At 49.1% G+C, this 13,650-nt stretch carries 13 protein-coding genes; 12 read left to right on the top strand and 1 reads right to left on the bottom strand.

Going from position 1 to position 13,650, the window contains the following annotated elements:
- The first annotated feature begins 188 nt into the window (after nt 1-188).
- The 11 genes from pepF to ACTID9_RS28485 all read left to right on the top strand — a co-directional run bounded on the left by pepF (nt 189) and on the right by ACTID9_RS28485 (nt 11,307).
- Nucleotides 189-2,090: an oligoendopeptidase F gene (gene pepF, locus ACTID9_RS28535; RefSeq protein ID WP_441069036.1), complete on the top strand. Its 1,902-nt coding sequence runs from the start codon at nt 189-191 to the stop codon at nt 2,088-2,090.
- Nucleotides 2,091-2,207: 117 nt separating this feature from the next.
- Entirely contained in the window at nt 2,208-3,308 is a 1,101-nt protein-coding gene (ychF, locus tag ACTID9_RS28530; RefSeq protein WP_441069034.1) for a redox-regulated ATPase YchF, read from the top strand.
- A gap of 137 nt (nt 3,309-3,445) precedes the next feature.
- Entirely contained in the window at nt 3,446-3,733 is a 288-nt protein-coding gene (rpsF, locus tag ACTID9_RS28525) for a 30S ribosomal protein S6 (protein WP_441069032.1), read from the top strand.
- 31 nt (nt 3,734-3,764) lie between these two features.
- On the top strand, nt 3,765-4,238 hold the full coding sequence (locus ACTID9_RS28520) for a single-stranded DNA-binding protein (protein ID WP_441069030.1): 474 nt from the start codon (nt 3,765-3,767) through the stop codon (nt 4,236-4,238).
- Between the two features lie 42 nt (nt 4,239-4,280).
- Nucleotides 4,281-4,511 (top strand): 30S ribosomal protein S18, encoded by a 231-nt coding sequence (gene rpsR / locus ACTID9_RS28515; protein WP_441069028.1) that lies wholly within the window; start codon nt 4,281-4,283, stop codon nt 4,509-4,511.
- A gap of 233 nt (nt 4,512-4,744) precedes the next feature.
- Nucleotides 4,745-5,683, top strand: a complete 939-nt coding sequence (locus tag ACTID9_RS28510; protein WP_441069026.1) for a YybS family protein — start codon at nt 4,745-4,747, stop codon at nt 5,681-5,683.
- Nucleotides 5,684-5,698: 15 nt separating this feature from the next.
- Nucleotides 5,699-7,636 (top strand): DHH family phosphoesterase, encoded by a 1,938-nt coding sequence (locus ACTID9_RS28505; protein WP_441069024.1) that lies wholly within the window; start codon nt 5,699-5,701, stop codon nt 7,634-7,636.
- Between the two features lie 18 nt (nt 7,637-7,654).
- Nucleotides 7,655-8,098, top strand: coding sequence for a 50S ribosomal protein L9 (gene rplI / locus ACTID9_RS28500; RefSeq protein ID WP_441069022.1), 444 nt, complete (start codon nt 7,655-7,657; stop codon nt 8,096-8,098).
- A gap of 23 nt (nt 8,099-8,121) precedes the next feature.
- Nucleotides 8,122-9,471: a replicative DNA helicase gene (dnaB, locus tag ACTID9_RS28495; protein WP_441069020.1), complete on the top strand. Its 1,350-nt coding sequence runs from the start codon at nt 8,122-8,124 to the stop codon at nt 9,469-9,471.
- 199 nt (nt 9,472-9,670) lie between these two features.
- On the top strand, nt 9,671-10,957 hold the full coding sequence (locus ACTID9_RS28490) for an adenylosuccinate synthase (protein WP_441069018.1): 1,287 nt from the start codon (nt 9,671-9,673) through the stop codon (nt 10,955-10,957).
- A gap of 146 nt (nt 10,958-11,103) precedes the next feature.
- Complete coding sequence (locus ACTID9_RS28485) at nt 11,104-11,307, top strand: hypothetical protein (protein WP_122920144.1); 204 nt, start codon at nt 11,104-11,106, stop codon at nt 11,305-11,307.
- Nucleotides 11,308-11,490: 183 nt separating this feature from the next.
- Here ACTID9_RS28485 and ACTID9_RS28480 read toward each other — a convergent pair whose 3' ends face one another.
- The gene (locus tag ACTID9_RS28480; RefSeq protein ID WP_441069016.1) at nt 11,491-11,859 is read right to left on the bottom strand and encodes a hypothetical protein; all 369 of its coding nucleotides are present in this window, start codon (nt 11,857-11,859) and stop codon (nt 11,491-11,493) included.
- Nucleotides 11,860-12,114: 255 nt separating this feature from the next.
- Between ACTID9_RS28480 and ACTID9_RS28475 the strand changes: the two genes are divergently transcribed.
- Nucleotides 12,115-13,620 carry a peptidoglycan DD-metalloendopeptidase family protein gene (locus tag ACTID9_RS28475; protein ID WP_441069014.1) on the top strand — a complete coding sequence of 502 codons (1,506 nt, stop codon included), beginning with the start codon at nt 12,115-12,117 and terminating at the stop codon, nt 13,618-13,620.
- Nucleotides 13,621-13,650: the final 30 nt, after the last annotated feature.

Raw genomic sequence — 13,650 nt, 5'->3', positions numbered from 1 at the left:
CTAATCCACAAAAAATGTGGATAAAAAAGCAGCTTTTGTGCCCAAACTAAAAGATATCCCCAAGGATAACCGGAGTGGACAATAGTTTTATCCACAAAGTTATCAACAAGCGGGGATAGTTTCTCGATTTGTGATATCTGATTTATAAAAATTTTCTGCTTGGAGCCTGTGGATAGGAGGAACACGCTATGAAAAAGTCAGTATTGTTTGCGGTGACGGCCGCGGTTTTTTCGTTTGCCGTTGTATCAGCACCATTCATTCCATTGAGTCAGGCCGCTGCAGGCAAGCAAGTCCCGCACTATAAGACGAGAACGGAGATTCCGGGAAAGTACAAATGGGATCTTACACATATTTATCCCGATAAAAAATCGTGGGAAGCCGATTACCAAAAAGTAGAGAAGCTGGCCAAAAGCTTTGGGAAAAAACAGGGGACGCTTGCCGCTTCCGCTGCGAATCTGGCATCCGTTCTGCGGGATTATGCCGATTTAATGCGCATGTTTGAAAAGGTTTCTTTATACGCATCGCTGTCTTTTGACGTGAATTCAGCAAATCCGGAGCTGCAAGAAATGAGTGACCGGGTCAGCAATTTGCAGACACTGATCAGCGAGAAGACAGCTTGGGTGACACCTGAGATCGTGGCCGTTCCAACCGCCACAATCCAAGCCTATCTGAAAGAAAAGGAACTGGCTGATTTCCGGGTGTTTGTTGGCAACATGCTGCGCACCAAACAGTATTCACTGCCAAAGGAAATGGAGGAGCTGCTGGCACAATCAGCACCGCTTGCCGGGATGCCCGAAGGCGTGTTCCGAATGCTGTCCAAAGACGTGAAGCTGCCAAAGATCAAAGATGAAAAAGGGCAGGAGGTCCAGCTGACTCCGGCTAACTATGTCTCCTATGTTGAAAGCCAAGACCCGCGGGTAAGAAAAGATGCCTTTATGGCGTATTACCAGACGCTGGCAGGCTTTCAGGATTCTTTCGCCCAAACGTTGGGGGCTCAAGTGAAAGCAGACAACTATTATGCAAAAGCCCGCAAATTCAAATCTGCCCTGGAAGCGAGCCTGATTCCGAACGATATCCCGCCGAAAGTGTACGATGAGCTGATCGAAACGGTCCATGCTCACTTGCCGCTGCTTCATCGGTATATGGGGCTAAAGAAAAAACTGCTCGGGGCAAAAGAATTGCACATGTACGATATTTACACGCCGATCGTCAAGGCGGATACGGCGTACATTCCGTATGAAAAGGCAAAGGAACTGGTATTGGAAGGGCTGCAACCGTTGGGCGATCCGTATGTAAAGGCGCTGCAGGAAGGCTTTGATGGCGGCTGGATCGACGTTTATTCCACAGAAGACAAACGCACAGGGGCCTATCAAATGGGTTCCTATGACGTTCATCCGTATTTGCTGCTGAATTATCAAGGCACCTTCGATGACGTCTCAACGCTTGCCCACGAGTTGGGCCATGCAATGCATTCGTACTATACAAACAAAAAACAACCGTATACGAATGCCGGTTATGCCACCTTTACCGCCGAGGTAGCCTCCACGTTGAATGAAACGCTGCTGTTCAAGAGCATGTATGCCAAAGCCAAAACAAAGCAGGAGAAAATGTACCTGCTGAATCATTACCTGGACACGTTCCGGACCACTTTGTTCAGACAGGCGCAGTTCGCTGAATTCGAAAGGCTGATCCATGAAAAGGAGCAAGCGGGTGAATCGCTGAATGCCGAAGCGCTCAAAGGACTGTATCTCGAGCTGAACAAAAAATATTACGGCAAAAACGTGGTTTCCGATCAGGAGATCGCCATGGAATGGGCGCGCATCCCGCATTTTTATTCCGATTTCTATGTCTATCAATATGCGACGAGCTTCGCTGCATCGCAAGCGTTGGCCAAACAGGTGCTGGATGAAGGCAAGCCGGCGGTGGATCGCATAAGGGAAAACTTTTTGTCTGCTGGCAGCTCGGATTCGCCCATCGCGATTTTGAAGAGAGCGGGTGTGGACATGTCCACCTCAAAGCCGATCGATCAGGCGATGAAAATCTTTGAGGAGACGCTGAATGAGCTGGAAAAGCTCAGTGCGGAAAAATAACGGATCGCGTATTTCCAACTTTTCTTGCACAGGCCTTTGTCTTCTGCGATTGTAATCATAGAAACAAATCTTTATACTAAGAAGGATGTGATTACGGAAATAAGGAGTGTATTATAGATGGGTGCTTCATGCGGTATTGTTGGTTTGCCGAACGTAGGTAAATCGACGTTGTTTAACGCCATTACCCAAGCAGGCGCGGAGTCGGCCAACTATCCGTTCTGTACGATCGATCCAAACGTAGGTATCGTGGAAGTGCCAGATCCGCGTTTAACCAAATTGACCGAGATTGTTGTGCCAAACAAGGTTGTTCCAACTGCGTTTGAATTCGTCGACATCGCCGGTCTGGTTAAAGGGGCAAGCAGAGGGGAAGGATTGGGCAACCAATTTCTCGGACACATTCGTGAAGTGGATGCGATTTGCCAGGTTGTTCGCTGCTTTGAAGATGAGAACATCACACACGTAGCGGGCAAAGTAGACCCGCTCAGCGATATCGAAACGATCAACCTTGAGCTTGTTTTCGCAGACCTGGACTCTGTAGAGCGCCGCATCGAGCGGATCGGCCGCAAAGTAAAAGCCGGCGACAAAGAAGCCAAACAAGAATTGGACGTTTTGGAAAAGCTGAAGGCTGCTTTCGAAGAAGGAAACGCTGCGAGAAGCATAGGGCTTGATGAAGAAGAAACGAAACTGGTTCGCGATCTGCATCTTTTGACGATCAAGCCGATGCTGTATGTATGCAACGTCGCTGAGGACGGAATTCATACGGCTGACAGCAACCCGCACGTGCAAGCGGTTCGTGAGCATGCAGCAAAAGAAGGCGCGCAAGTCGTCATCATCAGTGCAAAAGTAGAATCCGAAATCGCCGAGTTGGAAGGCGAGGACAAAGCAATGTTCCTCGAAGAGCTGGGCCTGCAAGAGTCCGGACTCGACCGTCTCATCCGTGCAGCCTACGAATTGCTTGGTCTGGTGACGTATTTCACGGCTGGCGTACAAGAAGTGCGCGCGTGGACGATCCGCAAAGGAATGAAAGCTCCGCAAGCGGCTGGCGTGATCCATACTGACTTTGAACGCGGCTTTATCCGTGCAGAAGTCGTCGCCTATACGGACCTTGTCGATGCTGGCACGGTAGCCGTTGCACGCGAACGCGGCAAATATCGCCTGGAAGGCAAAGAGTATGTTGTGCAAGATGGAGATGTCATGCATTTCCGTTTCAATGTATAAGAAAAAATCTTGCTTGACTGGGCACGGTTTGATATAATATCGAAATGCGAGTATTTTTTGGGGTGCATAGTTTATGCGTTTCAGCACTCGCTCCTTGCCCGAACAGGGCCGTTTAGTCCAAAAGGAGGTGAACAAGGATGCGTCAATACGAGGTAATGTACGTGTTGCGTCCAGACCTTGAAGAAGAGAAAGTGAAAGCGAACGTTGCGCGTTATAGCGATGTCGTTACTAACTTCGGTGGTGAAATCACCAAGCTTCAAGAAATGGGCAAGCGTCGTCTTGCGTATGAAATCAAGAAGTTCCGTGAAGGCTTCTACGTTTTGATGAACTTCAAAGCTAACGCTGACGCTGTTGCTGAAGCAGAGCGTTTGATGAAAATCAATGACGACGTAATTCGTTTTCTCTTCGTTCGTGAAGACCAGTAATTCGTCGTTTTGAGGGAGAGAGGGACCCGCGGTGAATCGAGTCATTCTTATCGGTAACCTGACAAAAGATCCAGAACTGCGTTATACTCCTAACGGTGTAGCTGTTGCAACCTTTACATTGGCCGTCAGCCGCCCACGTGCAAACCAAGCGGGAGAACGCGAGACTGACTTCATTAATATTGTTGTTTGGCAAAAACTAGCCGACCTGTGCGCATCTTATTTGCGTAAAGGAAGACAAGCTGCCGTAGAAGGTCGTTTGCAGACTAGATCTTATGACAACAAAGAAGGCAGAAAAGTATATGTAACTGAAGTTGTAGCAGAAAACGTCCAATTCCTGGGCGCGCGATCTGGCAATGAAGGCTCCGGTTTTGACCCTGCTTTTGGCGGGGGCGGAGGCGGCGGAGCAAAACCGCCTGCTAAAGGTAATGACTATGATCCGTTTGGTGATCCGTTCGCCGATGCTGGCAAGCCGATCAACATTTCTGATGATGACTTGCCGTTCTAAAACGTAAGATAACTTTCACATTCCTGCAAAGGAGGGACTTACATGGCACGCAAAGGACGTCCGAATAAACGTCGTAAAGTTTGTTACTTCACTGTTAACAAAATCAAGAAAATCGACTATAAAGACATCGATCTCTTGAAAAAATTCATCAGTGAGCGTGGTAAAATTTTGCCACGTCGTGTAACTGGTACTTCTGCGAAGTATCAACGTGCCCTGACAATCGCGATCAAGCGTTCCCGTCAGGTAGCATTGTTACCATATACAGCAGAATAATCGTTGCTCATACGATTGCTCGAAGGCAGTGCAGGGAATCCCTGCCTGCCTTTTTTACATGTAAGAATATATAAGCGTTCGCGCCTGTGAGGAGCATTCTGTTTGGGATTCATCGCCACGGGCGGCAGTTTGCTTTTTTGTCGAGAGATGCTAGAATTATGTAATGCCCAGTACAATGAAACGGGATATTTGGAGAAAAATTTGTTTACCACGTTCGGGAGGAGTAGCGGTCAATGTCTACTCGCAATAAACCAATTGTCGAAAACGTAATCCTGCTGGTCGTTGCACTGGTCTTGTTGTTTATTAGCGTACATACGATTTTAGGAATGTTTGCCTTTTTGCTTGTGCCAGTACCATTTGTTTTGCTGGCATCGCGAAGTACCGGACGAGAGCTGCTTTTGTTTATCGTGCTGTTTGCGATCGTCAGCTATTTCTTTGCCGGGCTTGGCGGTAGTTTGATGGCCATCATGTTTGGCTTCATTGGTGGCATGATGGGAAGGACGTACCAACGGCGACGGTCGGCGCTTCCTGCGATCGTCATCGGTGCGGGAGCATCATTTGTATCCCTTGTTCTCGGGCTTGCGCTCACCAAGTATGTATTCGGGGTCGATCTCATCACCGGGATGGAACGGACAACGGAACAGCTGATCAGCGGTCCGGGCTCGCTGCCGACACCAGGATGGCTGACCAAGGAAGAGTGGAAAAGCGAGATTGACATGCAGCTGAAGCTGTTTGAATTGGTGCTTCCGTCGATCATCGTCGCCACCAGCTTTATCATGAGTACGGTTGTTCACTGGTTCGCAAGGCTCACCTCCAATCTGCTCAAGCGGCCGTTGCCTCGCTTGCAGCCTGTTCGGGATTGGAATTTTCCTCGTTCGCTCATCTATTATTATTTTGGGGCTTTGCTCCTACTCTTGATGTTTGGTAACGCGACCGAGAAAACCTTTCTGTCGAGTGCCTTGAACAACGTCAAGGTGATGCTGGACATGGTGTTTATGCTGCAAGGGCTGTCGTTCTGTTTTTACGTTTTATACCGCAGGGGTTGGAAAAAACTCTCTCCAGTGCTTGTAGTCGTTCTATTTATTTTTCCATTACTAACTTATATACTTAGCTTACTCGGTATTTTGGATTTAGGGGTCGGATTGCGAAAGAGAATGGAAAAGAGAAAGTGAAGAGGGGCTGAAGGAATGCCCAAGTTTCTATTGAAGCGTTGGTATGGGCTGCATATGGTTTTAGCTCTCAGCTTTTGCTTGCTGCTGTTAGCGATTTTGACACTGTTTCATTGGATGTATGGGGCTATCGGCATCGTTTGCCTGATCGGGCTTATTTTATTCGCATTGCAGGCGGAAAAAGGGTTTCAACAAGATTTGCGCCTTTATTTGGCAACCATCTCCCATCGTGTAAAAAAGGCGGGGGACGGCGTCATCCAGGAAATGCCGATCGGGATCGTTCTCTTTAATGAAGAAAAAACGATTGAGTGGACCAATCCGCTGATGCAGGTCATCGCGGACGAAGAGTCCTTGATCGGAAAAAACTTGGCTGACGTGCTGCCTGGACTGGTCTTGAAACCGGATCAAAAACGAATTGAATTTTCATTTAATGATCATGTATACGAAGTGCTCGTTCGTTTGGAGGAGCGCTTGCTCTATTTCCGCGACATCAGCGAGCAAAAAGAATTGCAAGGCCGCTACCAGCGGGAAAAGACCGTGCTCGGCATCATTCATCTGGACAACCTGGACGAGTTGGCACAGGTCATGGACGATCAGAGCCGCACGCTGCTGTCGACGAGTGTCTCCGGCGTCATCAACGAATGGGCGACAAAGCATGGCGTTTATTTGCGCAGGGTGACTGCCGACAAGTTCCTGGCCATGATGGACCGTCAAACGTTGGATAAGCTGGAGGAAACCCGCTTTGACATTCTCGATGTCGTGCGGGAGATGACGGCTGACAACAAGATTCCGATCACGCTCAGCATCGGGATCGGGGCTGGCGTTACCTCCCATATGGAACTAGGCCAAATTGCTCAGTCCAGCCTCGATATTGCGCTTGGCCGCGGCGGCGACCAGGCTGCCGTGAAGTCAGGGAACAAAATCACGTTCTACGGCGGCAAGTCAAATGCTGTCGAAAAGCGCACCCGCGTACGGGCAAGGGTTATCGCTCACGCGCTGCGCGATTTGATTCACGAAGCAGAGCAAGTCATCGTGATGGGACACAAGCAATCCGATATGGACTCGATCGGCGCGTCCTTGGGCGTGTTGAAAACGGTCCAGGTGCATAATAAGCCCGCTTACGTTGTACTTGATGAAATCAATCCTTCCATCGAGCGATTGATGAAGGAGATTAACGGCAGCCCCGAGCTTGCAGAAAGCTTTATCACGCCCGAGCAGGCTTTGCGGTTGATTACAGGGCGCACCTTGCTCGTCGTCGTCGACACGCATCGTCCGTCGCTGGTGATCGAACCGCGTTTGCTGTATGAAACAAGCCGGATCGTGGTGATTGACCATCATCGCCGCTCGGAAGAATTCATTGAAGATCCGGTGCTGATCTATCTCGAGCCGTACGCATCCTCCACTGCGGAGCTTGTCACCGAGCTATTGCAGTACCAAAGCGACCGGATCAATATCGACACACTGATCGCGACCGCGCTTTTGGCCGGGATTGTTGTCGATACGAAGAGCTTTGCTTTCCGCACAGGGTCGCGTACATTTGAGGCTGCTTCCTTCCTGCGGCGAAATGGCGCGGATACCGCTACGGTGCAGCGCTATCTCAAAGAGGATTTGAGCAACTTTGTCAAACGGGCTCGAATCGTGATGAATACGGAAATTTACCATACGAATATGGCGATCGCTGTCGGCAATCCGCAGGAGAGCTACACGCAGGTGCAGGTCGCACAAGCGGCGGAAGTGCTGCTTACGCTATCCGGGATTCAAGCGGCATTTGTCGTCGCAAAACGGTCCGATGATACCGTCATGATCAGCGCCCGATCCCTGGGCGACATCAACGTCCAGTCGATCATGGAGCAGCTTGGCGGCGGAGGACATCTGACTGGGGCAGCGACACAGATTGAGGGCATCAGTCTGAACGAAGCGGTCAGACGGTTAAAAGAAGTCATTGACGCGTTATGATAAAGGAGGTCTTTTGCCATGAAAGTCATTTTCTTAAAAGATGTGAAGGGTCAAGGCAAAAAAGGCGAGCTGAAAGAAATTTCCGAGGGGTATGCACGTAACTTCCTCTTTCCAAAAGGCCTTGCCAAGGAAGCGACAGAAGGCAACATGAAAACGCTGGAAGCGCAGCAAAAGAGCGAGGAAAAGCGCAAAGAGCGCGAAAAACAGGATGCACAGGAATTGGCATTGAAACTGAACGAATTGACTGTTAAGATCAAGGCGAAAGCAGGAGAAGGCGGCCGTTTGTTCGGTGCGATTTCCAGCAAGCAAGTGGCGGAAGCATTGGAGGATCAGTTCAAGATCAAGCTGGACAAACGCAAGCTGGATATGGATTCGATCCGCGCCCTTGGCGTTACCGAAGTCAAAGCAAAGCTGTACCATGATGTGTCGGCTGTTTTGAAAGTCCATGTAGTGGAAGAATAATTGATACGAATGAGGGGTGTGACGTGAGCGACCTGTTTTTGGACCGAGTGCCACCGCAAAACATTGAAGCTGAGCAATCCGTTTTAGGTGCCGTTTTCTTGGCGAAGGAAGCTCTCATCACGGCTATCGAGTTGCTGCGGCCCGAAGACTTTTACAAGCCTTCGCACCAACGCATATTTCAAACGATGCTGGACCTGTATGAAAAAGGAGAGCCTGTCGACCTCGTGACAGTGACTGCCGATCTGCAGGATAGTAAGTTGCTTGATGAAGTTGGCGGCGTCGCGTATCTGACAAGTTTGTCCGGATCGGTGCCGACCGCAGCGAATATCGAGTATTACGCCAAGATTGTTGAAGAAAAGTCGCTTTTGCGGCGATTGATTCATACGGCGACGAAAATTGCGAATGACGGTTATGGCCGTGATGATGAGGTAACGGAAATCATCGCGGATGCCGAAAAATACATCATGGAAATTGCGCAAAACCGCAATAGCGGCGGTTTTGCACCGATTCGGGACGTTTTGCTCGAGACGTATGAGCGCATCGAGTTCATGAGCCAACGAAAGGGCGACATCACCGGGATTCCTTCCGGGTACCCGGATTTGGACAGAATGACTGCAGGCTTCCAACGTTCTGACCTGATTATCCTGGCCGCTCGTCCATCCGTAGGGAAAACGGCCTTCGCCCTCAATGTGGCGCAAAACATCGCGGCTCGCGCGAATGAGACGGTCGCGATCTTTTCGTTGGAGATGGGTGCCTCCCAGCTGGTTCAGCGTATGCTGTGCGCCGAAGGGAACCTGGATGCGTCCAAGATGCGGACAGGGAATCTGGAGGAAGATGACTGGCAAAAGCTGACGATGGCGATCGGGACGCTTGCGAAGGCGCCGATCTACATTGATGATACCCCTGGGGTAACGGTTCAGGACATCCGGGCAAAATGCCGGAGATTGCAGACCGAGCGCGGCTTGGGGATGATTCTGATCGATTACTTGCAGCTGATCCAAGGGCGCGGGAAAGGGGACAACCGGCAACAGGAAGTTTCCGAGATTTCCCGAACGTTGAAAGGGATCGCACGTGAATTGAACGTCCCCGTCATCGCTTTGTCCCAGCTGAGCCGTTCGGTAGAGCAGCGGCAGGACAAACGTCCGATGATGTCTGACATCCGCGAATCCGGTTCGATCGAGCAGGATGCGGATATCGTTGCGTTCTTGTATCGTGACGACTACTATGACAGAGAATCGGAAAGCAAAAACATCATCGAGGTCATTATCGCAAAGCAACGTAACGGCCCGACTGGTACGGTAGAGTTGGCCTTTTTGAAAGAGTTCAACAAGTTCGTCAGCCTGGATCACCGCTATCGGGATCAGGCCAGCTAAATACATCTTGAACGAGAAGAAATGCCGCAATCGGGCGTTTCTTCTTTTTTTCATTTATATTCCGAACCTTAATGCAGAAGTGTATTTTTATTGTTCGGTTTTTTCGTTGACATCGTGGAACGGGTTTAGTACACTAAGATTGTTTGTTTGCCTAGATAAGAAATATGACTAGGAAACTAGGATCAGGAGGTGTTTGTCGATGTCAACAGTTGTTGTCGTCGGAACCCAATGGGGCGATGAAGGTAAAGGTAAGATTACGGATTATCTGGCGGAAAGCGCTGAGGTTGTAGCGCGTTACCAAGGTGGTAACAATGCTGGGCATACCATTATTTTTGGTGGGCAGAAATACAAGCTTCACTTGATTCCGTCCGGTATCTTTTATAAAGACAAAATTTGTGTGATCGGTAATGGTATGGTTATCGATCCAAAAGCGTTTGTAACCGAATTGGAATACCTCCATGGCTTTGGTGTCTCTACGGATAATCTGCGTGTCAGCGATCGCGCTCACGTCATCATGCCGTACCATATCAAATTGGACAGCGTGGAAGAAGACAGCAGAGGCTCGAACAAAATCGGTACGACTCGCAAAGGGATCGGACCTGCATACATGGATAAAGCGGCGCGCATCGGTATTCGTATCGCTGACCTGCTCGATCCGGAAGAGTTCAAAGCCAAGCTGGAACGCAACCTGGCTGAGAAAAACCGTCTGTTTGAAAAAATGTATGACACCACAGGCTTTGATTTGAACGAAGTCCTGGAAGAATACTTGGGTTATGCAGAAATCATTCGTCCCTATGTAACCGATACGTCTGTCGTATTGAACGATAAAATCGACAACGGAAGCCGTGTGCTGTTTGAAGGCGCGCAAGGCGTTCTGCTCGATATCGACCAAGGGACGTACCCATATGTTACATCGTCCAACCCGATTGCCGGCGGCGTAACCATCGGTTCTGGTGTAGGTCCATCCAAGATCCATCAAGTGATCGGGGTAGCGAAAGCGTACACCACTCGTGTAGGCGACGGTCCATTCCCAACTGAGCTGCATGATGAAGTTGGCGACCAAATCCGTGAAGTGGGTGCGGAATACGGTACGACAACAGGCCGTCCGCGCCGCATCGGCTGGTTCGACAGCGTGGTCGTTCGTCATGCTCGTCGCGTCAGTGGCATTACCGGTTTGGCGATCACCAAGCTGGACACGCTGAGCGGGCTTGATACACTGCGGATCTGCACGGCTTACAAATACAACGGTCAAGTGTTGGAGTCCTTCCCGGCAAGCCTGAAGGTGCTGGCTCAATGTGAACCTGTGTACGAAGAATTGCCAGGTTGGCAAGAAGACATCACGAACGTGAAAAACATTAACGATTTGCCAGAGAATGCGCGTCACTACGTGGAGCGTATTACCCAGCTGACTGGCATCCCGCTGTCCATCTTCTCGGTCGGACCAGACCGTGAACAAACAAATGTAGTACGCGGCATTTACGTGTAATTGGTGCCGTTTCTGAACAAAAGCAACCGCTTCGTAGTCCGAGTGGTTGCTTTTTTTTTCTCAAGCACAGTTTTGGGGACAGACACCAGATGCGCCCATCTGGGCATATGGTATCCCATATCAAATGCGAATGGGGTGCTGAATCAATGGGATTCGATCAAAAAGCAATGACACTGGTAGGCAAACAAGTAGAGGTTAAAATGTTCAACGGGCTGGTAATCTCCGGAACAATGTCGCACGTCAGCAAAGGATATGTATGCTTTATTCTCAAACCAAAAGAAGAAGAGCAAAAGAAAACAGCGATCCGCCGGTTGGCTCTCCGCGATATTACTTCAATGGTAGAGGTTTAGTCATCATATGATTGCTCATTCAAAATAGCCACCTTCCTTTTCGCAGAGAAGGTGGCTTTCATTCCTCTTTTTTATTACGCGAAAGAATTTATAAGCGTTCGCGCTTATGAATTCTGGAGAGCAAGAAAACTTTCCTATAAACCGCGGTCGCTCATCCTTGAGAAGTCATCGATAGAAGTTAACTTACACCTCTCCGCCACATGCGCGGATAATTGCCACAGCTTCATCGCCTCTTTCTTCCGGCACGACTGCAATCAGTAAGACGGTTCTGCCGACACCGTCATGGGAGCCGTCAGCCATTCCGCTCGCACTCGGATTTGCCGCTGCCAAAATGCTCGCGTCTTTTGACGAAAAATCACCGGCAAGCGTAAGGGAACCGAGACTGGGAATTTCCCCGGAAATGGGATTCATAATCTTATCCGATCCATCTCCCGGAAACAAACCGATGTGATCTACCTGTACGGTTTCAAAGCCCTTTTGCTTCAGCTGCTTGGCGGCCTTTTCCGCATCTTCCTCCGTAAAAAAACCAGCCAAAATGTTGCGTTCCTCCAATGCTACCCCTCCTGTTGAACTGTTGGATAAAAATATGACCATTTATTGACCATATTATTAAACTTATTCTTTGAGCTTATTCGACAGCATTTTACACTTGATGCAAGCACCTTTTTTATGGTAAATTCGACATAGTTGTTGTCTTTAGGCACATAGTCAGATTTGTTTGACATTTCAAAAGAGGAAAAAAGTACCATTTTACAAATAGCTAGTAGGCACAAAACAATGGGGGTATCTTATTACAGGAGGGGTAAAATGTCGTTTTCCAACTGGATGGAACGGTTGAAGCAGCGAACGAAACCGATGCTTCAATCCATTAATCATCATACGAAAACTATTACAAAGACTGCATCCACATACATAGCTACCAACAAAAAAGCCGCATTATCCGTATCAGCAGGTCTTGTGCTCACCGTTGTCGGAGGAGCAGCCGCAAGCGCATACTATCAGTCGAATGTCATCCCGGTTTACCACGTTTCCGTGAACGGCAAGGAAGTGGGCATTGTAAGCAGCCCTGACGTGGTTCGACAATGGGAGAAAGAAAAACTTCAACAAGAGCAGGAAAAACATAACGGATTGACCCTTAAGCTATCTGACTACATAAGTTTTACAGAAGAGAATTTGTATAAGGGAAAGTTTGACAACGAAGCAACACTCAAAATGTTAGATCAAACGGCAAAAATCCAGGTGCAAGCAACCAAGATTATCGTCAACGGTGACGTAGTCGGGTATGCGGCAAGCCAGGAGCAAGCTGACCTCGTTTTAGCCACCCTCAAAGACAGACTATCCGGCGTGAAACTGAACGCTTCCGGTAAAAAAGCTGTAGCCGCTGCTTCCCTGGAAAGTGTAGCAAAAAACAGCGCCATCAAGCAGGTGAAATTTAAAGAAGAAATCAGTATGGAGGAAGAGTCCGTTCCTGCCGATGAAGTTTTGACTGCGGACAAGCTGGAAGCTTTGCTGAGCAAAGGAACAGCGCAACAGGTCGTCCATACGGTTGAAGAAGGCGACTGCATCACATGCATCGCAAAGCGTTACGGAATTACGTCGAAAGATATTTATGCAAACAATGCCGGCATGAATGAAAATACCGTGCTGCAGTTGGGCCAGAAGATCAATGTTACGGCGATCCGCCCAAAAGTGACCGTTCAGGTTGTAGAAGAAGTGAAACAGGATGAAATGATTGACTATGCGACAGAGACCCGAACGAATGCCAAAGTGCCAAAAGGGGAAACGAAGGTCATTCAGGAAGGGAAAGAAGGAAAGAAACAGGTCACATACAAAGTGACGAGAGAAAACGGCGAAGTGGTTGACCGCGAAATGCTTTCGCAAAAAGTCATCGCACAGCCGGTAACCAAAATCATCGAGCGTGGTTCCAAGGTGATTCCTTCACGCGGGACAGGCCGCATCAGCTGGCCAGCTGGCGGTTATATCAGCAGCGGATTCGGTTCGCGCTGGGGACGCTTGCATGCAGGAATCGACATCGCGGGATCAGGTATCGCGCGTGCAGCCGATAACGGCCGTGTAGTTGAAGCGGGCTGGCATGGCGGATATGGAAACATGATTTTGATCGACCATGGCAATGGTCTGCAAACTTTATATGGTCATTTGAGCAAGATCGAGGTAAGAGTCGGCGAAGTTGTCGAGCAAGGGAAAGAAATCGGTGTAAAAGGTTCTACAGGCGATTCCACAGGCGTCCACCTTCATTTCGAGGTGCGTAAAAACGGTGTTCCGCAAAACCCGATGAGATACTTGAGCCGCTGATCGATCAAACGAACACATGAATACACAAAC

It is taken from the genome of Brevibacillus fluminis, assembly GCF_052072235.1.
GTDB classification, from domain to species: domain Bacteria; phylum Bacillota; class Bacilli; order Brevibacillales; family Brevibacillaceae; genus Brevibacillus_D; species Brevibacillus_D fluminis_A.
The sequence above is the reverse complement of the archived record's forward strand: the minus strand, read 5'-3'. Positions and strand labels throughout refer to the sequence as shown.